Consider the following 26658-nt stretch of genomic DNA (forward strand, 5'->3'; position numbering starts at 1 on the left):
CATGCCTCGCCGCCCCTCCCCGCTGGACGGCGAGCGCCCAACCCGGGCCGATCTCGCCCGCTTTGCCACCGACGACCCCAACGCGATCGACGACGTCCTCCCAGCGTCGGGCAGGCTGAAGCTACTCATCGTTGGCATCAATCCGGGCCTGTGGACTGCTGCTGTCAACGCGCCGTTCGCGCGGCCGGGGAACCGCTTCTGGCCCTCTCTGCACAGAGCGGGCCTCACGGAGCACGAGATTGACGCGTCGCGCGGCCTTCGCGACGAGGACGAGCGCCACCTTGCGGAGCGCGGCATCGGCATCACCAACCTCGTGGGCCGCGCCACCGCTCGCGCAGACGAACTCAGCTCCGCGGAGCTGCGCGAGGGCGGCGCGAACCTCGTGACGCGCGTGCGCGAGCTGCAACCACGCGTCGTCGCGATCGCCGGCATCACTGCCTTCCGCACGGCATATGGACTCCCCAAAGCGTCGCTTGGCTTGCAGCCGCCCGACGCTGTGGCCGGGTGGCCGCCCCACGTCGCCTTGTTCGTGGTGCCGCAACCAAGCGGACTCAACGCCCACGAGAGCATCGACACGCTCGCGGCGCGGTGGTCTGAGGTGTGGGCGGAGGCATCATCTGACGTGTGAACCACCACGCGTTCCTCGACATCCGGGTGTTTCCGTGGCGCGTCAAGACGCGCGTGATGGATGCGGACAAACTGCGGAACGAGGTCACCAATACGTCCGCAACGTACGGTGATGGGCTTGCGGACTTCTTCATAGGCCTTGGCCTGTGGATCTTCATTCTCATCGCCGCACCGGTGATTGTGCTGGTGCTCGCGGGGCTGCTGTTCTCGGTGGAGTTGCCGATTGCGGCGGCGCTTGCGGCACTTCTCTTGATCGCCCGCTTCGTTGGCGTCATCCCGTGGCACGTCATCGTTCATGACAACGCCACGGGCGAAGAGCGGGTGGAATCCACGCGCAGCATCCTGACGGCCGTGCGAATGGTGCGGGAGCTCAACCTAGACAGCAAGGTGCGCGTCCGCTGGCGGTGGTGGTGACGTGGCGGGCGCGGCATCGCGCGGTCTGAGAGGCTTAAGTCGTGACCGATCCGCGCGAGATATTCCGGAGCCTCCCGTTCCCGTTTGAGAACGACCAGTTCCCGCAGGGCCTAGGGGGCGTGGTCCAGAACACCGTGCTCAGCGGGCTTGAACCCGCTCGCGAGGTGGTCCACACCGAGGCCGGTGAATGGCTCGTTGGCGACGGCGTCAACGACCCCAACCTTCCCGGCGCATGCACGGTGACGCACCTTGCACATGCGATAGAGCGCAACGGCGCAATTGCCGAGCTCGCCACGATGCCGCCCGGGTTCATGGCGCGCCGCACCGGTCCTGGCAGTGAATGGCGCACCGAGCCGCTCGAGTGGCTCGACGACTAACTCACCAGCCGAATGCCCCTCCACACACGCCGGGTGCTGCTCCACACAAAATGAGGGATGGCGGTCCCATCCGGCTAAGTCCAGGGCATCTACCAGGGCAAACGTGAGGTCGTCTCACTGACTGTGTGGAGAGGCATTCGCCGTGTGTGGAGAGGTGTTCGCGGGGCTAGGCTCCAATCGCCTTCTTCAGCATCGCGGTGATCGCCTTCTCCTCTGCGGCACCGATTCCCGTCACTGCATACGACGTGGGCCAGAACGTTCCGTCATCGAGCGCGGCGTTCTCCTCGAATCCGAGCGTGCAATAGCGGCTCTTGAACTTGGCGGCTGGCTTGAAGAACACCACCACCTTGCCGTCACGCTTGTACGCGGGCATGCCGTACCAGGTCGCGGGCGCGAGCATCGGCGCGGCCGCGAGCACCAGGTCATGCACCTTCTGAGCGAGTTCCCGCTCACTCGCTGGCATCGCGGCGATCGCGTCGGCGACGGCCGCGGCGTCGGCCGCAGCGGCGTCGGCTTGCTTGGCCCGCTTCGCCTCCGCAACGGCGGCCTTCATCGCCTCCTTCTCATCGTCGCTGAACGCTGCACTTGCTTTCGAGGTAGCCATGCCCCCACCCTAGGCGCATGCCCTGGCTCATGCCCGCGGAGTCCGCTCCGCACTCGCGCACATGGATGGTCTTCCCATGCGCAGGCCCGACGCTGGGGTCCAGTGAGGCCGAACGCGCGGCCGGGTATGGGGCGTGGGTTTCGGTAGCGCGCGTGGTCGCCGAGTTTGAGCCCGTCACCATGGTGGTTGACCCGAGCGAGACCGCTCGGGCGCGGGACATGCTTGGCAGCGACATCGAACTGCTCGAGGCGCCCGTCGACGAGTTCTGGGCACGCGACGTTGGCCCCACCTTCGTGGTGGACGGGCCGCGACTGGGTGCCGTCGACTGGGTCTTCAACGGATGGGGCGCCAACGAGTGGGCGCAGTGGGACAAGTCGGCCGTGTTGGGGCGCCTCATCGCTGAGGCGGCAGGCGCCGAGCTAATCTCGAGCGACCTCGTCAACGAGGGCGGCGGCATTCACGTTGACGGCGGTGGGACGGTGTTGCTCACGGAGACGGTGCAATTGGGACAGAGGCGCAACCCCGCGTGGACCCCTCAGCGGGTGGAGAGCGAGCTCGCGCGCACCATCGGTGCCACTCGTGCGATCTGGCTGCCACGCGGCCTCACAAGGGACTACGACGACTTCGGCACGAGCGGCCACGTGGACATCGTCGCGTGTTTCGCGGACGCGGGAGGCGTGCTGCTGCATTCCCAAGAAAACCCGGAGCATCCGGACTACGAGGTGAGCCTCGACCTAGTAGAACTACTCAAGTCTGTGGGGCTCGACGTGATCCCGCTCCCAGCACCCGCCACGCTAAGCGACGTGCACGGCTTCGTCGACTACTCCTACGTCAATCACTATGTCGTCAATGGGGGAGTGATCGCGTGTGGCTTTGGTGAAGACGCGGCAGACGCGAGGGCCAGGGAGATCCTTGCCGCCGCCTACCCGGGGCGCGACGTGGTCACCGTCGATGCACGCGAGATCTTCGCTCGCGGCGGCGGCATTCACTGCATCACGCAGCAACAGCCCGCGGTGTCGGCATGACGTTCGACGTCGTTGAGGCCACGATTGCCGAGCTCAGGCACGCGCTCGAGTCAGGCGCGGCAACGGCCCTGGAGTTAGTGGAGGCGTACCTCGGCCGCATCGACGCCTACGACGGAGAGCTCAACTCCATCGTGGTTCGCAACCCCAGCGCACGGGATGAGGCTGCGGCGTCCGATGCGCGAAGGGCGGCGGGGAACAGCTGGGGCCCTCTTGAGGGCATCCCTTACACGGCCAAAGACTCATACCTAGTAGCGGGACTCACTGCCGCGGCGGGCTCGCCGGCCTTCGCGGACCTCGTGGCCCAACGCGACGCCTTCACGATCGAGCGCCTGCGTGCGGCGGGCGCCATCTGCCTTGGCCTCACCAATATGCCGCCTATGGCCAACGGCGGAATGCAGCGCGGCCTTTATGGGCGCGCGGAGAGCCCGTATAACGCGCAGTACCTCACGGCCCCCTTCGCCTCGGGATCGAGCAACGGCTCTGGCACCGCCACCGCCGCGAGTTTCGCGGCCTTTGGACTCGGCGAAGAGACGTGGTCCTCTGGCCGAGGGCCGGCGAGCAACAACGCACTGTGCGCCTACACGCCAAGCCGTGGAGTGATCTCCACGCGCGGGAACTGGCCCTTGGTCCCCACCATGGACGTGGTCGTGCCTCACGCCCGCACCATGGCCGACCTTCTCGAAGTCCTCGACGCCATCGTCGCCGACGACCCCGAGACCAGGGGAGATCTGTGGCGCGCCCAGCCGTGGGTGCCCATCCCGAGCCCCTCCGAGGTGCGGCCCACGAACTACCGGGCCCTAGCGTCGGGCAGCCTTGCGGGCAAGCGGCTTGGGGTCCCACGCATGTATCTGGGCACGGATGAGGACGCGGGAACGGGAATCGGCATTGGTGGCCCTACAGGGCAGCGGATTGTGCCGAATCCGGACGTGACTGCCCTATGGGAGGCTGCCCGCGCGGACCTCGAGGCCGCGGGCGCCACCGTCATCGAAACGGACTTCCCGGTCATCACCAACTACGAAGGTGACCGTGCAGGAGCGCCAACCATTCGCACTAGGGGGCTCGTGACGCCCGAGTTCCTGGCCGAAGAGATCGGAGCCTTAAGCGCTTGGGCTTGGGAGGACTTCCTCGCAGCTAATGGCGACCCCGCGCTCAACACTCTCGCGAACGTAGATGGCGTCACGATCTTCCCGCCGCCGCCGGGCGCGCTGCCGCATCGCTACACGGGCTTCGACGACGACATCGCCGAGTATCCGGGGATGGTGCGCGCAGGGTTGCCGCGAGCGCTCGGCGACTTTGCGCATCTGCCCGACGGCCTGGCTGGGTTGGAGCGCACCCGTCGCCTTGACCTCGAGGAGTGGATGGACGGCGTTGGGTTGGATGCGGTCGTGTTCCCCGCCGTCGCCGACGTGGGTCGCGCAGACATGGACGTCAACGAGTCCTCCGCGGACGAGGGCTGGCGCAACGGCGTGTGGGTGGCGAACGGCAACCTTGCGATCCGGCACCTGGGAATCCCCACGGTGACAGTTCCCATGGGGACGATGGTTGGCAACGGCATGCCCGTGGGGCTGACCTTCGCGGGCCGCGCCTACGACGACAACGCACTGCTGGCGCTCGCGGCGGCATTCGAGGCGACCGGGCTGCGCCGTGGCACCCCGAGGCGTACGGAGCCGCCGCTCACGCCTCGGCTAGCTCTTGCGGAGCGTGCTCTCCCTCGACAGACCGAGGCGGGTTAAGTACCAGCACGACCACGATCGCCACGACGACGAGTGTGGTGATCGCGATGGGGATCGGAATCAGCGGATCCACGAGCACCACCAATGCGCCAAGAGGCACCGCCGTGTTCACGAGCCGGTTCGCGTGGGGGCGAATCACGATCCACCACACGGCGGCGATGAACACTGCCACGGGCACGGTCACGCATAGCGACGCGACAACATCGCTTAGCTCGCTGTGACCGGTGAGCACATCGATCTCCACCTCGATTCCGGCGGACAGGGCGCCGGCGGCGGCGAAGATGATGTAGTGCCCGTAGCCGTAACGTAGCGACTGGCGCAGGCCTCCGATGCGCTCGTGGTGCGGCGCCCAGAAGTAGATCCACCACAGGCTTGCCGTCACCACAAGAGCCAGCACAGCGAGAGGGACAAGTTCACCGATCTCCGTCTCATCATGCCGGGCCGTGATGATCGCGTTCGCAGATGCCAGCAGGCTCTCGCCCAGCACGATGATCGTGAACAGCCCGTAGCGCTCGGTGATGTGGTGTGGGTGCCATGGGGTCTGGTTTCGGCGCTCCGCAACTACGGGAATTGCTAACTCCGCCCCGATCAAGGCGAGCAAAGCCGCCGTCTTCACCACGCCGTCGGGCAGTGCGAGCCACGCAACCCACGCCACCTGCAGCCCCGCGATGCCCCACGCGTAAATCTGGGTGGTGCGCCTGGCCTCGCCTGCGCCGTGGGAGGCGCGCAGCCATTGCGCCACCATCGCCACGCGCATGAGCACATAGCCCGCGATCATGATCGCGAAATCGTCGTTCTCGAAAGCGTCGCCGATGCCCGCGGCGAGCGTCAGCACTCCCGCCATCTGCACCACGGTTACGGTCCGGTAGAGCCAGTCGTCAGTGTCGAACGAGGTGGCGAACCAGGTGAAGTTCATCCACGCCCACCAGATGGCAAAGAACACCACCAGATACGACGTGACGCCGTGCCAGAAGTGCGCCTCGCTCAGCGCGTGGTGCAGGTTCACGGCCGCGATACTCACCGCGATCACGAAGACGAGGTCAAAGAACAGTTCAAGCGGAGTGGCGGCGCGGCCCTCTTCTTCGCTGTCGCGCGGACGCATGGGGATGAGCCGCCAGCGGCCCGACGGCGTGGCTAGGTTTGCGCTCATGTCCCGATAGTAGGGCTCGGCTAAGCGTCCTCGGCCTGGCGGGCGCGGAAGGCTATCTGGGCCGCGCGGTTGGTGCACGTCACGGTGCAGTACTTCTTGGAGCGGTTGCGTGACATGTCGAAGACCACGCCTTCGCAGTCGTCCATGCCGCAATGGGAGAAGCGGCTCATCTCGTCCGCGCGGATCACGTCGATCATCGCCATCGCGGATTCCACGAGGATGCGCTCCGCGATAGGGCGGTCATCGGAGGTGGCGTGGATGTGCCAATCGACATCTCCGTGGCGCACGAGCTGGGGGAGCGCGTGCTGCTCTTCAAGGATGCGATTGACGATGGGGACGGCCTCGTCGCGCGTGGCGAGGAACAGTTCTCGCAACTGCGCGCGGATCGCACGAACGGGCTCAAGGTCTCTGTTTGTGGGTGCCGGGCCGGTGTAGCCGAAGCCGCTGAAATAGCTGCGGAGTTCGCCCAGAGTGGTCATCGTGTCGGGCTCAAGTTCCGAGTTCGACAAGAACACGGCAGACTCGAGAGCCTCCACGGTGTCATGTGCGAACGTCATTTTGACACATTACCACGTTTCCGATATCGTAATGAGTCATGAGCACGATGACTAATGACGCACCTACGGCGACCGCGGGGGCCGCGGCACCCAACTCTCGCCTCGCGTCTGGCATCGGTTTCGCCCTTCTCGCGGCCATGTCCTTTGGCGTCTCCGGCTCGCTCGCCAAGGGCCTCATGGACCTCGGCTGGACTGCAGGCTCTGCCGTGCTGTTGCGCGTGACGATCGCCGCCCTCGTGCTCGCCGTGCCAGGTGCCATGGCGCTGAGGGGACGGTGGCACCTGCTTGCCCGTAGCGTCGGGCCCATCGTTGCCTACGGCCTCTTCGCCGTTGCCGGCGCGCAATTGTTCTACTTCATGGCAGTGCAGACGCTCGACGTCTCCATCGCGATGCTCATCGAGTACCTCGCGCCCGTTGCCGTGGTGCTGTACCTATGGGTGCGCAAGGGGCAGAAGCCCACGCGCTTCACCGCCATTGGCGCGGTCATCGCGGCGTTTGGCCTGGTGCTGCTCATCAATGTCTTTGGCGGCGCACAGATCAGCTTGTCTGGTATCGGCTGGGCGCTCGGCGCGATGGTTGGCGCCACGGTGTATTTCATCGTCTCCGCCGACGACTCCAACCCGCTGCCTCCCATCACGCTCGCGGCGTCGGGCCTTGCCGTGGCCGCGGTGGCCCTTGGCCTCGCCGCTCTTGTTGGCTTCCTGCCCATGGGCTTTGGGGCCGGCGACGTGCAGTTCCAGAGCTTCGCGATTCCGGCGTGGCTCGCGGTTGGCCTGCTGGGCGTGGTCACCGCTGCGATCGCCTACGTGGCGGGCATCGCCGCCACTCGGCGCCTTGGGGCGCGCCTCGGATCCTTCGTGGCGCTCACCGAGGTGCTCGCGGCAGCGGTGTTCGCGTGGGTGTTGCTCGGTCAGGCTCCCGCGGCCATTCAGATGCTGGGTGCCGCGCTCGTGCTCGCCGGCGTCGTTGTGGTCAAGCTGGGCGAGCCTCCGATGGAGCCCAACGAGATCACCGTGGAGCCGCTCCCGGTTCCTCGTCGCGACGAGTTGCAGGAGCCCGTCGCCGTATAGGACCTCGCCTTTCCGCCGGACGTGCCGGCCCCGTCGTAGCCGCCGCCTACCTGCCAGAGGTGGCGCTCCGGGACTCGCCGAATCCCCGAGTCCGGCGGAAGGGCGAAATGCGCCGTCGAGCAGACGTGAGATTCGTCACTCCAATACCTGGGTTGTCCGATATCGCCAGGTAGATTTGGGTTCGAGGGGCGGATGCACCGAGGGAAGTGCAGACGCAAGCTGAGGAGATCTAGGATGCGCGGTTCCATCACGCGTGCGTTCGCGCGCCCGCGGTACGCGGCACTCGTGATCGTCGCGCTGCTGGCTGGCGTGCTCGCTCCCGTCGCCCTTCCCGTCGCGCCGGCCGACGCTGTGGCCGCCACCGCGGGCGCCGCTAGATTCCCTCAGGTCCAGTGGATTAGCTGGGGCGACAACGGGGAAACGCTCGCGCCAAACGCAAGCGGTGACATCATCGCCACGGAAACCATCACGATTGGCGCTCACCAGATCGTGGTGACGTGCACCATCGACAATCTCGCTCGACCGCGCGGCACTGATCAAACTGCTAACGGGACCCGTCCCGCGCAGCCCGGCGAGCCGTGGCTTGACGCCTACGCCTCCGGCACGTGGCGCGGCGACGGCTTTGATGAGCTGTACAACATCGGCGGTACCGGAACCAACAACACCTTGGTCGCCGGCGTCCGCAATCACCACAACGCGAACACCATCACGTTCGACTTCTCGTGTGGTGCCGAACTGGTGGTGGGGAGTTCGCGCACCACGGTGCCGCTTGCCGGTCTGGTGATGGCCAGCGCGGAGTCGTCGGTCAACAACGGCTCCTTCCAGGAGTACATCGGTGCCACCATCTCGAGCGCGGGCACGTGGCGAATCCTCGACCGGACCCGCGGAACGTCCTGCACCCAGGACAACTACGCGCAGCGCACCTCGCCCACCGCTTCGACGAGCAGGTTGGTGCTGCAGGGCGCGGCGAACACCACGTGCGAAGACAACACCGCGGCGGTTCTGCCGAATGCCATGTCGGTGGCGTTCATGGATGGCGTGTCATCCGCAACGAACGTGACGCTCGCTGGTCGTGGAAACGAGGCGATCGCGCTCGGTGTTCTGCTCAATCTCGACTTCGGCGACGCTCCGTCCTCGTACGGTGTTGCCGGTGCCGTGAGCCAGTCAGGGTTCACCGGTGGCACTGTTCCCGCCTACAGCGGCTCTGGGACGGGCACCGGTGTGTTCTCGAGTGGCTTCACGCTCGCGACCCAGGGCCAGCCGACAATGCGCCTTGGCTCTGCCGTGGACTTCGAAGCCGCCTCACAGTTCAGTGCCACCGCCAACGGCGATGACAACACCGGCACCGACGATGAGGACGGCGTCACGCTCGCGTCCTCATATACGGCAACCCCCGGCAGTACGGTGACCGTCTCAGGGATACAGTGCAGTACGAGTACCTCCCAGGCGGCGTACGTCGCCGGATGGATCGACTTCAACGCCAACGGCGTGTTTGACGCGGGGGAGAAGTCCACCACCAGCCCCGCCTGTCCTAGCGGCGGTGGCACGGTATCGCTATCCTTCACGGCCCCGTCCAGTGCGCCAGCGCTCGCAGTCCAGCCTTCGTTCGCGCGCTTCCGCATTGCGCCCACCACCGCAGAACTTCAGGCCACCGGCTACGCAGGCGGCGGTGAGGTGGAGGACTACCCCATCACGATGTCGTGGCCGGAGAAGCCCGCGATCGACGTGACGAAGACTCGCGTCGGCACCGTCCCCACGAAGGCCGGTGACACGGTCACGTGGAACGTTCTGATCACGAACACCGGCAACACGCCGCTCTCAAGCGTGGCGGTCACCGACGCGTTCGTGGGCGCGTCCGCCATCTCGGCGTGTGGGTTCCCCACCACCCTTGCGGTGGGCGCCTCCGCCAACTGCAATGTCTCCCATGTCATGACGCAAGCGGAGGTCAACGCGGGCTCGGTCACGAACACCGCGTCCGCGACCGGTGTGTCGCCAAAGAACGTCTCGGCGACGGACTCCGACACCAACACCGTGACGATCGTGCCAGCTCCCGACCTCACGATCACCAAGACGCCCATCGCGGGCACGTCGCCCTCCCACGTTGGCGATCCGGTGCAGTGGACGGTCACGGTTACCAACTCCGGCAACGTCACGCTCACCGACGTCAAGGCCACGGAGCAGTTGTCCGGCGCCACCCTGCCGACGACGGGATGCCCGCTCGTCGCGGGAGTGACGCTCGCGCCCAACGCGTCCGCCTCGTGCGTCGTCTCCTACTCCGCGACGCAAGCTGACCTCGATGCCGGTTCCGTGACCAACACCGTTCAGGCCACGGGCAAGCCGCCAACGGGAGCGAATGTCACCAAGACCACCACCTCGACCGTGGCGACCACCCAATCGCCCGCCCTCACCGTGACGAAGACCCCGGTATCCGGAGTGTCTCCGTCGCACGTGGGTGACCCCGTGCAGTGGACGGTCACGGTGACGAACTCCGGCAACGTCACGCTCACTGGGGTCAAGGCCGTTGAGCAACTCGCTGGCGCCACCCTACCGAGCACGGGGTGCTCTCTCGTTGCCGGTGTGACGCTCGCGCCCGCCGCCTCAGCATCGTGCGTGGTCTCCTACTCGGCCACCCAGGCCGATCTCAACGCCGGATCGATCACCAACACCGTGCAGGCCACCGGCAACCCGCCAACTGGCGCCGCGATCACGAAGACCGCCACGTCGACCGTGACCACCACCCAGTCGCCGGCACTGTCTGTGACGAAGGTCAAGAAGTCGGGCACGCCCACCAAGGCCGGTGACCCTGTGGTGTGGACCGTGACGGTCACCAACAGCGGCAACGTGACCCTGACGAACGTGACCGTGACGGACGCCCTCGCGGGAGCGACCGTGGTCACACCGTGCGCCTTCTCCTCCGCAATCGCGTCGATGGCTCCCAGCGCGAGCGTGTCCTGTGACGTCTCCTACTCGGTGACTCAAGCGAACGTTGACACGGGGTCGGTCACGAACTCGGCGACCGCTACGGGCACTCCTCCCACGGGACCCAACGTCACGGCGACGGGTTCCAACACCGTGGCCATTTCGCCGTCTGCCGCGATCGACGTCACAAAGGTGAAGAAGTCTGGAACGCCTACGGCCGCGGGTGACCCTGTGGTGTGGACCGTCACGGTGAGGAACACCGGCAATGTGACGCTGACAAATGTCACGGTGACGGACGCTCTCGCGGGCGCCACGCTCGTGACGCCGTGCGCCTTCTCCTCAGCGATCGCGTCCCTAGCGCCCAACGCCACCGCGTCGTGCGATGTCTCCTACGCGGTCACGCAAGCGAACGTGGACGCGGGATCAGTCACCAACTCGGTGTCCGCTTCAGGCGAGCCCCCAACGGGTGCCAACGTCACCGACTCAGACTCGAACTCGGTCACGATCGCGCCCGCCGCAGCCATCGACATCACCAAGGTGAAGAAGTCCGGCACGCCGAGCAACGCGGGCGATCCCGTGGTGTGGACCCTCACGGTGCGGAACACGGGCAACGTGACACTCACGAATGTCACGGTCACCGATGCTCTTGCTGGTGCCACGTTCGTGACGCCGTGCGCCTTGTCGTCCGCGATCGCCTCTCTCGCGCCCAACGCCACCGCAACCTGTGATGTCTCGTACGCGGTGACGCAAGCCAACATCAACGCCGGCTCTGTCACCAACTCCGCCACCGCAACCGGCACTCCGCCCACCGGGGCCAACGTGACGGACACGGACTCGAGCGCAGTCTCTATCGCCCGTACCTCGGGCATTGACGTGACGAAGGTCAAGAAGTCGGGCACTCCAGCCAAGGCGGGCGACCCCGTGGTGTGGACCGTCACCGTGAGGAACACCGGCAACGTCACGCTCTCCAACGTCACCGTCACGGATGCCCTTGCCGGTGCCACGCTCGTGACGCCGTGCGCCTTCTCGTCGCCGATCGCCTCGCTCGCGCCGGGCGCCTCCGCCTCGTGCGACGTCAGCTACGCGGTCACGCAGGCCAATGTTGACGCGGGCACGGTCACGAACTCGGCGAGCGCCTCGGGCACGCCACCCACTGGCCCGGCCGCTACGGACTCGGACTCCAACACCGTCACTATCGCGCCCGCCGCCGCGATTGACGTGACGAAGGTCAAGAAGTCGGGAACGCCCACCAAGGCGGGTGACCCCGTGGTGTGGACAGTCACCGCGCGCAATAGCGGGAACGTCACCCTCACCAACGTGAACGTCACCGATTCGCTGCTCGGTGCCTCGCTTGTGGCGCCGTGCCCGTTCTCTTCCACCGTCGCTTCGCTTGCGCCAGGGGTCTCGCTGTCCTGTGACGTCTCGTACTCGGTGACCCAGGCGAACGTGAACGCGGGAGGCGTGACGAACTCCGCGTCGGCCGTGGGCACGCCCCCCACCGGAGCGAACGTCACAGACAGTGACTCGAACGCGGTCACCATCGCCCCCGTTGCGACCATCGACGTGACGAAGGTCAAGAAGTCGGGTACGCCCACCAAGGCTGGCGATCCCGTGGTGTGGACGGTCACGGTGACCAACACGGGCAACGTGACCCTCACCAACGTCGCGGTGAGCGATGCGCTGTCCGGAGCCACCCTCGTGACGCCGTGCGCCTTCTCCTCTGCGATTGCGTCGATGGCACCGGGTGCGTCCGTCGCGTGTGACGTCAACTACTCGGTCACGCAGGCCAACGTCAACGCGGGAGGTGTCACCAACTCCGCCACGGCCACCGGTACGCCTCCAACGGGTGCCAATGTCTCTGACACAGACTCCAACACCGTCACGATTGCCTCAGCAGCGAGCATCGGCGTCACCAAGGTCAAGAAGTCGGGCACGCCCACCAAGGCCGGCGACCCGGTGGTGTGGACCGTTACGGTCACCAACACGGGCAACGTGACTCTGACCAACGTCGCGGTGACCGACGCTCTCGCCGGTGCCACGCTCGTCACCCCATGTGGCTTCTCGTCCCCCATCGCATCCTTGGCGCCCGCCGCCTCAGCGTCGTGCGATGTCACCTACGCCGTGACCCAAGCGAACGTGAACGCCGGATCCGTTACCAACTCCGCGACGGCAACGGGCACGCCTCCCAGCGGGCCCACGGTGACGGGGGCGGGCTCCAACACCGTCACCATCGCCTCGGCCCCCGCTATCGACCTCACCAAGGTGAAGAAGTCGGGCACGCCAACCAAGGCCGGCGACCCCGTGGTGTGGACAGTCACGATCACCAACACTGGAAACGTCACGCTTTCGAACGTCACCGTCACGGACGCGCTCGCCGGCGCCACCCTCGTCACCCCGTGTGCGTTCTCGTCCCCGATCGCGTCGCTCGCGCCCGGCGCAAGCGCCTCGTGCGACGTGAGCTACGCGGTGACCCAGGCAAACGTCAACGCCGGCGGCGTCACCAACTCCGCCTCGGTCACCGGCGCGCCGCCAACGGGCGCGAACGTCACGGATTCGGACTCGAATGTCGTCACGATCACGCGAGTCGCCGCCATTGATGTGGCCAAGGTCAAGAAGTCGGGAACCCCCACCAAGGCGGGTGACCCCGTGGTGTGGACCGTAAGTGTCACCAACACCGGCAACGTCACCCTGGCCGACGTCACCGTGAGCGACGCACTCCTTGGCGCGACGCTCGTGGCTCCCTGCCCGTTCTCGTCCACCGTGGCCTCGCTAGCGCCCGGCACAACGCTGACGTGCGACGTCTCGTACGCCGTGACGCAAGCCAACGTGAACGCGGGCGGCGTGACCAACTCCGCCACAGCGTCGGGCACCACCCCCACGGGCGGCAGCGTCACTGACACGGACGCCAACACGGTCTCGATCGCGCCGGCTGCAGCCATCGACGTGACGAAGGTCAAGAAGTCGGGAACGCCGACCAAGGCCGGTGACCCCGTGGTGTGGACCGTAAGCGTCACCAACACCGGCAACGTGACGCTCACGAATGTCACGGTTACCGACGTGCTCGCGGGCGCCAGCTTCGTGTCGCCATGCCCGTTCTCCGCGGCAATCGCTTCGCTCGCCCCTGGTGTCACCCTGACGTGCGATGTCTCGTACGCGGTGACGCAAGCGAACGTCGACGCAGGGTCTGTCGCGAACTCCGCGAGCGCCGTTGGCACGCCGCCAACGGGCCCCAATGTCAGCGACTCGGATGCGAACACCGTGCCCATCGGCGCGACCGCGGGCATCGATGTCACCAAGGTGAAGAAGTCGGGCACACCCACCAAGGCGGGTGACCCCGTGGTGTGGACCGTGACGGTCCGCAACACTGGCGCCCTCACCCTTACCAACGTCACGGTGAGCGACGCGCTCGCGGGCGCCACGCTCGTGACCCCGTGCGGCTTCTCGTCGCCCATTGCGTCGCTTGCCCCCAACGCGTCTGTCTCGTGCGATGTCTCCTACGCGGTAACTCAGGCCAACGTGAACGCGGGATCCGTCATCAACTCCGCCACCGCCACGGGCACGCCGCCTACGGGGCCGGCCGTCACCGACACCGGCTCCGACACGGTGACCATCGCCCAGAGCCCCGCTCTTGACGTCACAAAGGTCAAGAAGTCGGGCACGCCCACCAAGGCAGGCGACCCCGTGGTGTGGACCGTGAGTGTGCGCAACTCCGGCAACGTGACCCTCACCAACGTGACCGTGACCGACGCGCTCGCGGGCGCCACCTTTGTCTCGCCGTGTCCCTTCTCGTCGGCCGTGAGCTCCCTTGCTCCCGGGGCAACGTTGACCTGCGACGTCTCATACTCCGTGACGCAGGCGAACGTGAACGCGGGCGGTGTCACAAACTCGGCGAGCGCCATCGGCACGCCTCCCACGGGCCCCAACGTCACGGACAGCGAATCGAACACGGTCACCATTGCCGCGTCCGCCGCGATTGGCCTCACCAAGGTGAAGAAGTCGGGAACGCCCGCGCAGGCAGGTGACCCTGTGGTGTGGACCGTGACGGTCACCAACACCGGCAACGTGACCCTGACCAACGTCACGGTGACCGACGCTCTCGCCGGTGCCACGCTCGTCACTCCGTGCGTGTTCTCGTCCGCGATCGCCTCTCTCGCTCCCGGTGCTTCGGCGACCTGCGACGTCTCCTACGCCGTGACCCAAGCCAACGTGAACGCTGGTGGTGTGACCAACTCGGCCACAGCGTCGGGCACCCCGCCCACTGGACCCGCGGTCACGGATACGGACGCGAACACCGTTGCGATCGCCCAGTCCGCGGCGATCGAACTCACCAAGGTGAAGAAGTCGGGTACGCCAACGAACGCGGGTGACCCCGTGGTGTGGACGGTCACCGTCACCAACACAGGCAACGTCACGCTCACCAATGTCACGGTGGCCGACGCGCTGCCGGGCGCCACTCTGGTGGCGCCGTGCGCGTTCTCCACGGCGATCGCGAGCCTGGCACCTAACGCGTCGGCAAGCTGCGACGTCACGTATGCCGTGACGCAGGCAAATGTTGACACTGGGGGCGTGACCAACTCGGCCACCGCCACGGGCGTTCCCCCCACGGGCCCCAACGTCACGGACACCGACTCCAACACGGTCACGATCGCTCCCACGGCACACCTCGATGTCACCAAGGTGAAGAAGTCCGGGACGCCAACGAAGGCCGGCGACACGGTGGTGTGGACCGTCACGGTGGCGAACACCGGAAACGTGACGCTCACCAACGTCACGGTGACCGACGCTCTGGCCGGCGCCGCGCTCGTCACGCCTTGTGCGTTCGCTACACCCCTTGCCTCGCTCGCTCCGGCGGCGAGCGTCTCGTGCGATGTGACCTACGCGGTGACGCAGGCGAACGTGAATGCGGGTGGCGCGACGAACTCGGCGAGCGCCGTCGGCACTCCGCCAACCGGCGCAAACGTCACGGACAGCGACTCGAACACCGTGACAATCGCGCGGTCGCCCGCCATCGACCTGACCAAGGTGAAGAAGTCGGGCACCCCCACCAAGGCCGGTGACCCGGTGGTGTGGACCGTCACGGTTACCAACACGGGCAATGTGACGCTCACCAACGTCACCGTGACGGACGCGCTCGCGGGCGCCGCCATCGTCACTCCATGTGGCTTCTCGTCGCCCATCTCCACGTTGCTGCCGGGCGGCTCCGTGACCTGCGACGTCGCCTTCGCGGTCACCCAGGCACATGTGAACGCGGGAGCGGTCACCAACTCCGCCTCCGTCGTGGGCACGCCGCCCACCGGCGCGAACGTCACGGACAGCGATACCAGCACCGTGCCGATCGCCACCGCCGCTGCCATCGATGTGACGAAGGTCAAGAAGTCTGGCGTGCCCACTAAGGCGGGCGACCCTGTGGTGTGGACCATGACGGTCAGTAACACGGGAACGGTCACCCTCACGAACGTCACGGTGACCGACGCTCTGGCTGGCGCCGCATTCGTGTCGCCGTGCAGCTTCTCCAGCACGATCGCCTCGCTTGCGCCGGGTGCTTCGCTCTCGTGCGATGTGTCCTACGCCGTCACGCAGGCGAACGTCAACGCGGGTGGCGTGACGAACTCGGCAACCGCCACCGGCACGCCGCCAACCGGCGCCAACGTCACGGACACCGCCGCGGATACCGTCGCGATCACCCCGGCTGCTGGCATCGACGTTACGAAGGCAAAGAAGTCCGGCTCGCCGACGAAGGCGGGTGATCCCGTGGTGTGGACCGTGACGGTCACCAACACGGGCAATGTCACGCTCTCGAACGTCACCGTGACGGACGCTCTCTCCGGTGCCACCTTGGTGACGCCGTGCGACTTCTCGTCCCCCATGGCAGCGCTCGCACCCAACGCGTCCGTCTCGTGCGACGTCACCTATGCGGTCACGCAGGCCAATGTGAACGCGGGCGGCGTGACCAACTCGGCGAGCGCTACCGGCGCCCCTCCCACCGGGCCAATCGTGACGGACTCCGACTCGAACGTGGTGCCGATCGGTGCGGCGCCCGCGGTCGACGTGACGAAGGTCCACAAGTCGGGAACGCCAACTAAGGCGGGCGATCCCGTGGTGTGGACCGTCACGGTGCGCAACTCTGGCAACGTGACTCTCACCAACGTCACGGTGACCGACGCCCTCGCGGGCGCCACGCTCGTGACACCGTGTGGCTTCTCCTCGCCCATCTCCTCGCTCGCTCCCAACGCGGCCGTCTCGTGCGATGTCACCTACGCGGCGACCCAAGCCAACGTCGACGCCGGTAGCGTGACCAACTCGGCAGCCGCCACCGGCACCCCGCCAACGGGCGCTAATGTGACGGACTCGGATGCGAACACCGTCACCATCACGCCAACCGCAGCGATTGATGTCACGAAGGTCAAGAAGTCCGGCTCCCCGGTGAACGCAGGGGACACCGTGGTGTGGACCGTCACCGTGCGCAACACGGGCACGTCCACGCTCACGAACGTGACCGTGACTGATGCTCTCGCGGGCGCCACGCTGGTGACGCCGTGCGGCTTCTCGTCGCCCATCTCCTCGCTGGCTCCCAACGCGTCAGTGGCGTGCGACGTGACCTACGCGGTGACTCAAGCCAATGTGAACGCAGGCGGCGTCACCAACACGGCCACAGCGTCGGGCACCCCTCCAACGGGACCCAACGTCACCGATTCCGATTCGCACACCGTGACGATTGCCTCGCAGGCGGCTATCGACGTGACGAAGGTGAAGAAGTCGGGCACCCCAACGAAGGCGGGTGACCCCGTGGAATGGACCGTGACGGTCACCAACACGGGCAACGTCGCGCTGTCCAATGTCACCGTGACCGACGCCCTTCCCGGCGCCAGCTTCATTGCCCCGTGCTCGTTCTCTTCGGTCATCGGATCGCTCGCGCCCAGCGCGTCGCTCACGTGCGACGTCAGCTACTCGGTGACTCAGGCGAACGTGAACGCGGGAGGTGTCACCAACTCCGCTACGGCAACCGGCACGCCGCCCACCGGGCCGGCAGTGAGCGACACTGACTCCAATGCCGTGACCATCGCCGCCTCGCCTGCGCTCGAGGTCACGAAGGTGAAGAAGTCGGGCACGCCCACCAAGGCGGGCGACCCAGTCGTGTGGACCGTGACGGTCACCAACACCGGCAACGTCACGCTCACGGACGTCACGGTGGCCGACGCTCTGGCTGGCGCCGCGCTCGTCTCGCCGTGTGCATTCGCCACGCCGATCGCCTCACTAGCTCCGTCGGCCGCTGCCAGCTGCGACGTCACCTATTCCGTGACGCAGGCCAACGTGAACGCGGGATCGGTTACCAACGCGGCATCCGCCGTTGGCACGGCCCCCACCGGCCCCAACGTCACCGACGCGGACTCGAACACCGTCACCATTGAGCCGTCGGCGAGCATCGATGTCATCAAGGTGAAGAAGTCGGGCACGCCAACGAAGGCTGGCGACCCCGTGGTGTGGACCGTCACGGTCACGAACACGGGCAACGTCACCCTCACCGATGTCACGGTCACGGATGCGCTCGCGGGCGCCACGATCGTCACCCCGTGCGGTTTCTCGTCCCCGATCGCCTCGCTCGCTCCCAACGCGGCAGTCTCGTGTGACGTGTCGTACGCGGTGACGCAAGCCAATGTGAACGCGGGTGGTGTGACCAACTCCGCCACCGCTACCGGCACGCCTCCCACCGGCGCGAACGTCACGGACACGGGCTCGCACACCGTAACGATCGCCGCCGACCCAAGCCTTGACGTGACGAAGGTGAAGAAGTCCGGAACGCCAACCAAGGCTGGTGACCCGGTGGTGTGGACCGTCACAGTCACGAACACGGGCAATGTCACCCTCACCAATGTGACGGTCACGGATGCGCTCGCGGGTGCCACGCTCGTGACCCCATGCGGCTTCTCGTCGCCCATTGCGTCACTTGCCCCCAACGCGTCCGTTTCGTGCGATGTGAGCTACGCCGTAACGCAGGCCAACGTGAACGCGGGTACAGTCACGAACTCCGCGAGCGCCAGCGGTACGCCTCCCACTGGCCCCGCCGTCACGGACTCCGGCTCCAACACGGTGACCATCACGTCCTCTGCCGCGATTGGCATCACCAAAGTCAAGAAGTCGGGCACTCCCACGAAGGCTGGGGACCCTGTGGTGTGGACCGTCACGGTCACCAACACGGGCACTGTAACCCTGAGTAACGTCACCGTCTCGGATGCCTTGGCTGGCGCGACTCTGGTGGCACCGTGCGCCTTCTCGTCGGCGATCTCCTCGCTCGCGCCTGGCGCCTCTGCAACGTGCGATGTGAGCTACTCGGTGACGCAGGCGAACTCGAACGCGGGCTCCGTCACGAACTCCGCGACGGCCACCGGCACGCCTCCCACCGGGCCGGCCGTGAGCGACACGGACTCCAACACCGTCACCATCGCACCCGCTGCCGCAGTAGGCATCACCAAGGTGAGGAAGTCTGGAACGCCAACGAAGGCGGGTGACCCCGTGGTGTGGACCGTCACGGTCACCAACACGGGCAACGTCACCCTCACCAACGTCACGGTCACGGACGCTCTCGCGGGCGCCACGATCGTCACTCCGTGTGACTTCTCGTCTCCGATCGCGTCGCTCGCACCTGGTGCCTCCGCAGCATGCGATGTTTCCTACTCGGTCACTCAAGCGAATGTGAACGCTGGCGGCGTGACCAACTCGGCCACAGCGTCGGGCACCCCGCCAACTGGGCCCAACGTCACCGACACCGCCACGAACACCGTGACGATCACGGCAGCCGCAGCCATCGACGTAACGAAGGTGAAGAAGTCTGGCTCGCCAGCGAAGGCCGGTGACCCCGTGGTGTGGACCGTTACGGTCACGAACACGGGCAACGTCACCCTCACGGACGTCACGGTTGCGGACGCTCTCGCGGGCGCCACGATCGTCACGCCGTGCGCGTTCTCCACGCCCATCGCTAGCCTGGCGCCGAACGCCTCGGTGAGCTGCGACGTCAGCTACGCGGTCACCCAGGCGAACGTCAATGCAGGTGGTGTGACCAACTCGGCGAGCGCCACCGGCACGCCTCCCACCGGAGCACACGTCACGGACAGCGACTCCAACACGGTCACGATCTCGCCGTCCGCGAGCATCGATGTCACGAAGGTGAAGAAGTCTGGGACGCCAGCGAAGGCAGGCGACCCCGTGGTGTGGACGGTCACCGTGACCAACACGGGCAACGTCACTCTCACCAATGTCACGGTGAGCGATGCTCTCGCGGGTGCCTCGCTTGTGACGCCGTGCGCCTTCTCCACGGCCATCGCAAGCCTCGCGCCGAACGCGTCGGCGAGCTGCGACGTGAACTACGCCGTGACGCAGGCGAACGTCAATGCAGGCGGCGTCACCAACTCCGCATCCGCCGTGGGCAGCCCTCCCACCGGCCCCAACGTGACGGATAGCGACTCCAACACCGTCACTATCGCCGCGTCCCCTGCGATCGAACTCACCAAGGTCAAGAAGTCGGGCACACCCACCAAGGCAGGCGACTCCGTGGTGTGGACCGTGAGCGTCACCAACACGGGCAATGTCACGCTCACCAACGTCACGGTGACCGACGCTCTGGCTGGCGCCACGCTCGTCTCGCCGTGCACATTCGCCACGCCCATCGCGAGCCTGGCCCCGGCGGCGACCGTCACGTGCGATGTCACCTACGCGGTGACCCAGGCGAACGTGAACGCGGGCGGTGTCACGAACACGGCATCCGTCGTGGGCATGCCGCCCACCGGCGCCGATGTCACGGACGCGGACTCCACCACGGTCACCATCGCGGCAGCCCCGGCTATTGACATCACGAAGGTGAAGAAGTCGGGCACGCCTGCGAAGGCGGGTGACCCCGTGGTGTGGACCGTCACGGTCACCAACACGGGCAACGTGACGCTCACGAACGTCACGGTGGCCGACGCTCTGGCTGGCGCCGCGTTCGTCTCGCCCTGTGATTTCGCTTCGCCGATCGCCTCGCTGGCCCCAGCGCAGACGGTGACGTGCGACGTCACCTACTCCGTGACGCAGGCGAACGTCAACGCCGGCGGAGTCACTAACTCCGCCACGGCAACCGGCACGCCTCCAACCGGGGCGGCCGTGAGCGACACGGATTCGAACGCCGTCACAATCACGCCCGCTGCTGGCATCGACGTGACCAAGGTGAAGAAGTCTGGGACGCCAACGAAGGCGGGTGATCCCGTGGTGTGGACCGTGACGGTCACCAACACCGGCAACGTCACGCTGTCTAGCGTCATCGTGACGGATGCGCTCATTGGCGCTTCGCTTGTCTCTCCGTGCCCCTTCGCAACCCCCATCGCGTCGCTCGCGCCCGGCGCGTCGCTCACGTGCGATGTCACGTACGCGGTGACGCAAACGAACGTGGACGCCGGCGCGGTCACGAACTCCGTGAGCGCCACGGGCACGCCGCCCACCGGCCCCACCGTGACCGACGCGGACGCGAACACCGTTCCCATTGGTGTGACGCCCGGCATTGACGTCACGAAGGTGAGGAAGTCCGGGGCGCCCACCAAGGCGGGCGACTCGGTGGTGTGGACCGTCACGGTGACCAACACCGGCACCGTGACGCTGACCAACGTGAGCGTTACGGATGCCCTCGCGGGCGCCACGCTCGTGACGCCATGTGGCTTCGCGTCTCCGATCGCCACGCTCGCGCCCAGTGCCTCCGTCTCTTGCGACGTAAGCTACGCGGTCACGCAGGCCAATGTGGACGCGGGCGCGGTGACGAACTCCGCCACCGCCACGGGCACGCCTCCCACCGGCCCTGTGGTGACCGACACGGACTCCAACACCGTGACGATCACGCCTTCCGCAAGCATCGACGTCACGAAGGTCAAGAAGTCGGGTACGCCCACCAAGGCGGGTGACCCCGTGGTGTGGACGGTCACGGTCACCAACACCGGTAGCGTCACCCTCGCGAACGTTACGGTGACCGACGCTCTGGCTGGCGCCGCGTTCGTCTCGCCGTGCCCCTTGTCGTCGACGGTTGCGTCGCTCGCTCCGGGCGCGAGCCTCTCGTGCGACGTCTCCTACTCGGTGACGCAGGCCAACGTGAACGCGGGTGGCGTCACGAACTCCGCGAGCGCCACCGGCACGCCCCCCACGGGCCCCAATGTCAGCGACAGCGACGCGAACGCGGTGACGATCACCCCCGCTGCGGCGATCGACGTGGTCAAGGTCAAGAAGTCGGGCACGCCAACCAAGGCCGGTGACCCTGTGGTCTGGACCGTGAGCGTCACCAACACCGGCAACGTCACCTTGACGGACGTCACCGTGGCCGACGCTCTGGCTGACGCCGCGTTCGTCTCGCCGTGTGACTTCGAGACGCCGATCGCCTCGCTGGCCCCAGCGCAGACGGTGACGTGCGACGTCACCTACTCGGTGACGCAGGCCAACGTGAATGCGGGTGGTGTCACCAACACCGCCACGGCCACCGGCACGCCCCCCACGGGCCCCAATGTCACCGACACCTCGAACAACTTTGTGGGCATCGGTGCCGCCGCTGGCATCAGCGTGACGAAGGTCAAGAAGTCCGGCACCCCCACCAAGGCGGGCGACCCCGTGGTGTGGACCGTCACCGTGACCAACACGGGCAACGTGTCCCTCGCGAACGTCGTGATGACTGAGGGACTCGCTGGTGTGGCCATCCCCGTGGGCTGCGCGTTCGCGGCGCCCATCGCCTCGCTCGCGCCCAACGCCTCCGTCTCGTGCGACGTGAGCTACGCGGTGACGCAGGCCAACGTCAACGCTGGCGCGGTCACCAACACCGTGTCGGCAGTCGGCGCGCCCCCCACCGGCCCCACCGTGACGGATGACGACTCCAACACCGTCACCATCGCAGGCACCTCTGCCATCGACGTCACCAAGGTGAAGAAGTCTGGGACACCTGCGAAGGCCGGCGACCCCGTGGTGTGGACCGTCACTGTCACCAACACCGGCACCGTCACCCTCTCGAACGTGACTGTGACCGACGCGCTCGCGGGCGCCACGTTCGTGACGCCGTGCGCGTTCGCCAACCCCATCGCCAGCTTGGCCCCCAACGCCTCCGCCTCGTGTGATGTCACGTACGCCGTGACCCAAGCGAACGTAAACGCGGGCGGCGTGACAAACTCCGCCACGGCGTCGGGCACTCCGCCTACTGGCCCCGCGGTTACTGACACCGCCACGGACTCCGTGACTATCGCCTCGGCGCCCGCACTTGAGGTGACGAAGGTAAAGAAGTCGGGAGCGCCCACGAAGGCGGGCGACCCCGTGGTGTGGACCGTGACGGTGGCCAACACTGGCAACGTGACCTTGACCAACGTGGCGGTGACGGATGCGCTCGCCGGCGTGGTCATTGACTCCGCCTGTGGCTTCGCTGACCCCATCCCCACGCTTGCCCCCAACGCCTCCGTGACGTGTGACGTCTCCTACGCCGTCACCCAGGCAAACGTGAACACGGGCTCCGTGACCAACTCCGCGAGCGCCACGGGCACCCCGCCAACCGGCGCGAATGTCACGGACAGCGACTCCAACGCCGTGACGATCACCCCTGTCGCCGCGATTGACATCACCAAGACCAAGAAGTCGGGCACGCCCACAAAGGCGGGCGACGCTGTGGTGTGGACCGTCACGGTCACCAACACGGGAACAGTCACCCTCACGGATGTCACGGTGGCCGACGCTCTGGCTGGCGCTGCGTTCGTCTCGCCGTGCGGTTTCGCTGACCCGATCTCGTCGCTCGCGCCTGGCGCGACGGTGACCTGCGACGTCACCTACGAGGTAACCCAGGCGAACGTCAACGCTGGCACGGTGACCAACTCCGCCACCGCAAGTGGCACGCCGCCCACCGGGCCGGCAGTGAGCGAAGCCGCGTCGAGCACGGTGCCGATCGGAACGAGCGCCGGCATCGAACTCACCAAGGTCAAGAAGTCGGGAACACCCACCAAGGCCGGCGACCCCGTGGTCTGGACGGTGACAATCGAGAACACGGGCACGGTGACCCTCACGGACGTCACTGTGACCGACGCTCTTGCTGGTGCCGTGTTCGTCTCGCCGTGTGCTTTCGCTTCGGCGATGCCCTCCCTGGCACCGGGCGCGACCGCCTCGTGCGACGTGAGCTACGCGGTGACGCAGGCCAAGGTCAACGCTGGCTCCGTCACGAACACCGCTTCCGTCACGGGCACGCCTCCCACCGGCCCCAATGTGACGGACTCGGACTCCAACACCGTGACCATCGCCGCCGCGGCTGCGCTGGAGGTCACCAAGGCGAAGAAGTCGGGGTCGCCTGCGAAGGCAGGCGACCCCGTGGTCTGGACCGTAAGCGTCACCAACACGGGCAACGTCACCTTGACGGACGTCACGGTGACCGACGCTCTGGCCGGCGCCGCGTTCGTCTCGCCGTGTGACTTCGAGACGCCGATCGCCTCGCTGGCCCCTGCAGCGTCGGCAACGTGCGACGTCACCTATGACGTGACACAGGCAAACGTCAACGCGGGCTCCGTCACGAACTCCGCGACCGCAACGGGCACCCCGCCAACGGGCGCCAACGTGACGGATACCGACACCAACACGGTCTTCATCGCGGCCGCCCCGGCGATCGAGCTCACGAAGGTCAAGAAGTCCGGCGTCCCCGCCGCCACTGGTGACCCCGTGGTGTGGACCATCACCGTCAAGAACACCGGAAACGTGACGCTGACCAACGTGTCCGTTGTGGATGCGCTGCCCGGCGTGGAGGTTCCCGCTGACTGCGGCTTCGCAAGCGCGATTCCGGCCTTGGCGCCCAACGAGTCGGTGGCGTGTGACGTCTCGTATACGGTGACCCAGGCGAACGTCAACAACGGTGAAGTGACCAACTCGGCCACGGCAACCGGCACGCCGCCCACCGGCCCCGCCGTGACGGACACGGACTCCAACACCGTGACCATCGCGCGCTCCGCGGGCATCGAGGTCACGAAGGCGAAGAAGTCCGGCACGCCCACCAAGGCGGGCGACCCCGTGGTGTGGACCGTCAGGGTGGAAAACACCGGAAACGTGGCTCTCACCAATGTCACGGTGACCGATGCCCTCGCGGACGCGAGCTTTGAGTCGCCCTGCGCGTTCACGGGCACCATCGCCACTCTCTTGCCTGGCGCATCCGTGGCGTGCGATGTCACCTACGACGTCACGCAGGCCAACGTGAACGCGGGAGGAGTCACCAACTCGGCGAGCGTGTCTGGCACGCCGCCCACCGGCCCCGCCATCACCGACACGGACAGCAACACGGTGACGATCGCTGCTGACCCCGAGCTCACGGTGACAAAGGTCAAGAAGTCGGGCGCGCCCACGAAGGCGGGCGACGTCGTGGAGTGGACCGTCACGGTGGAGAACACCGGCAACGTGACGCTCACCAACGTGACCGTCACCGACGCACTCGCGGGCGCCGCCTTCGTGGCTCCGTGTGACTTCGCAACGCCACTTGCGGAACTCGCACCCGCTGAAACCGTCTCGTGCGACGTGACGTACGCCGTGACGCAAGCGAATGTTGAGGCGGGCTCCGTGACCAACTCGGCCACTGCGTCGGGCAAGCCGCCGGTAGGCGACACGGTGACTGACACCGATACCAACACTGTGACGATCACTCCGGAGATTCCCCCGATCGCCGCGGACGACGATGTCGACTCCACCACGGGCGGCACGCCCATCACGCGCGCCTCGGACGAGGGTGTTCTCGGCAACGACTCCGGCACGGGCATCACGGTCATCGGCCACACTGACCCCACCCCAGCGCAAGGCAGCCTCACGATTGCGCCTGACGGCGGCTACACGTTCACGCCGGTGCTTGGTTTCCACGGCGTTGTGGTGGTCACGTACACGATCGAGGATGAGTACGACCAGACCACGTCCGCGACTCTCACCATTACCGTTGGCGACGACCTCCCGCTGGTTGTGACGACCCAGCCTCGGCCCATGTGCGTTGGCGACATGCCCTACCTCGATTGGAGCCTCGCGCTCCCTGAGGGCTTCCCCAGCCAGGGCGCCACGCCGCTCACCGTCACGTTCCTCAACCCTGATGAGGATGGCGACGACTATGTGGTGACGGGTCTCCCGCTCACCGGGTCGCTGTTGTGGCCGGGCGCGTCCGACGAGACACCAAAGCAGTGGCCCGGTTGGGAGCGCCTCGAGAACGGCACCTACGTCGAGACCGACGGCAACTACGCCTGGACTCGCGCTGGCGTGGAGGTGCAGTTCAAGGTCAACCCGCAGGTGACGATCACGGTCGCATACCCAGAGGCCTCGAGCGTCTGCGCCAACCCGCCGGAGCCGCAGTCGCCGCCGAAGCCCCCCACGGCCACGCACGATGACGCGACCACCACCGGTGGCGTGCCCATCACCGTCGACGCGACCCACGGTGTGCTCAGCAATGACAGCGGTGACGAGATCAAGGTCACCGACTACACGCAGCCGGACCCGGCGAAGGGCAGCATCGTTCTGAACCCCGACGGTTCGTTCACCTTCACCCCGGTGCCCGGGTTCCACGGCACCGTGGAGATCCCGTACACGATCGAGGATGAGGACGGCGACGAGGCGAACGCGGTTCTCACGATTGTGGTGACAGAGGATCTGCCTCTCGTGGTGAAGACGCGGCCCCACGCGCTGTGCCAGGCGGACGTTCCGTACCTCGATTGGGACCTCGCGCTTCCTGCAGGCTTCCCCAGCCAAGGTGCGAACCCGCTCACCATCACGTTCGTGAACCCAGATCCGGACGGCGAGGACTACGTGGTGACGGGCCTGCCACTCGAGGGCACCATGCTGTGGCCAGGAGCCTCTGCCGACGATCCCCAGCAGTGGCCTGGGTGGATGCAGCTCGAGGACGGCACGTATGTGGAGACTGACGGCAACTTCGCGTGGACGCGCGACGGAGTAGAGGTGATCTTCAAGGTCAACCCCGAGGTCACCGTCATCGTCCAGTACCCGCAGGCAACGGCGCTGTGCGCCAACCCGCCTGCGGAGGACGCAGATCCCGACGTCCCCGACGTCCCCGACCACTTGTCCCACACCGGTGCCACGGTGATGGCGCTCATCCCGTGGGCGGCCGCGTTCGTCATCGCAGGCTTCTTCATCATGTTCGTGACGCGCAGGCGCCGCGACGAGGAGGACGCCGCCTAA

Annotated in this window: 10 protein-coding genes; 7 read left to right on the plus strand and 3 right to left on the minus strand. The window is 66.8% G+C overall.

Translation table 11 applies throughout. From position 1 onward, the window contains the following. The first annotated feature begins 1 nt into the window (after window position 1). From QM618_RS04465 to QM618_RS04475, 3 genes are read left to right on the plus strand one after another with little or no spacing between them, the layout of a single operon-like run. A complete protein-coding gene (locus QM618_RS04465) occupies window positions 2-628 on the plus strand; it encodes a mismatch-specific DNA-glycosylase (protein ID WP_428095256.1) in 627 nt (208 codons plus the stop codon). Beyond that, window positions 625-1041, plus strand: a complete 417-nt coding sequence (locus QM618_RS04470; RefSeq protein WP_428095257.1) for a hypothetical protein — start codon at window positions 625-627, stop codon at window positions 1039-1041. The genes QM618_RS04465 and QM618_RS04470 overlap by 4 nt, the downstream gene beginning before the upstream one ends. Before the next feature lie 41 nt (window positions 1042-1082). Then, complete coding sequence (locus tag QM618_RS04475; RefSeq protein ID WP_428095258.1) at window positions 1083-1418, plus strand: hypothetical protein; 336 nt, start codon at window positions 1083-1085, stop codon at window positions 1416-1418. Window positions 1419-1584: 166 nt separating this feature from the next. Here the strand turns inward: QM618_RS04475 and QM618_RS04480 are convergent, their stop codons facing one another. Then, complete coding sequence (locus QM618_RS04480) at window positions 1585-2022, minus strand: hypothetical protein (RefSeq protein WP_428095259.1); 438 nt, start codon at window positions 2020-2022, stop codon at window positions 1585-1587. A gap of 17 nt (window positions 2023-2039) precedes the next feature. On the opposite strand from QM618_RS04480, the gene QM618_RS04485 reads away from it, so the two are divergent. Both QM618_RS04485 and QM618_RS04490 read left to right on the plus strand, forming a co-directional pair. Further along, window positions 2040-3047: an agmatine deiminase family protein gene (locus tag QM618_RS04485; RefSeq protein ID WP_428095260.1), complete on the plus strand. Its 1008-nt coding sequence runs from the start codon at window positions 2040-2042 to the stop codon at window positions 3045-3047. Then, complete coding sequence (locus QM618_RS04490; protein ID WP_428095261.1) at window positions 3044-4780, plus strand: amidase; 1737 nt, start codon at window positions 3044-3046, stop codon at window positions 4778-4780. The genes QM618_RS04485 and QM618_RS04490 overlap by 4 nt, the downstream gene beginning before the upstream one ends. Here QM618_RS04490 and QM618_RS04495 read toward each other — a convergent pair. Then, window positions 4722-5930, minus strand: coding sequence for a low temperature requirement protein A (locus tag QM618_RS04495; protein ID WP_428095262.1), 1209 nt, complete (start codon window positions 5928-5930; stop codon window positions 4722-4724). The genes QM618_RS04490 and QM618_RS04495 overlap by 59 nt on opposite strands. Before the next feature lie 20 nt (window positions 5931-5950). Next, window positions 5951-6487 (minus strand): CGNR zinc finger domain-containing protein, encoded by a 537-nt coding sequence (locus QM618_RS04500; protein WP_428095263.1) that lies wholly within the window; start codon window positions 6485-6487, stop codon window positions 5951-5953. Between the two features lie 38 nt (window positions 6488-6525). Between QM618_RS04500 and QM618_RS04505 the strand changes: the two genes are divergently transcribed. Next, complete coding sequence (locus tag QM618_RS04505; protein WP_428095264.1) at window positions 6526-7557, plus strand: EamA family transporter; 1032 nt, start codon at window positions 6526-6528, stop codon at window positions 7555-7557. A gap of 234 nt (window positions 7558-7791) precedes the next feature. Then, window positions 7792-26658 carry a DUF7507 domain-containing protein gene (locus QM618_RS04510; protein ID WP_428095265.1) on the plus strand — a complete coding sequence of 6289 codons (18867 nt, stop codon included), beginning with the start codon at window positions 7792-7794 and terminating at the stop codon, window positions 26656-26658.

Origin of the sequence: Demequina sp. (assembly GCF_049841215.1) — a bacterium.
Lineage (GTDB): Bacteria > Actinomycetota > Actinomycetes > Actinomycetales > Demequinaceae > Demequina.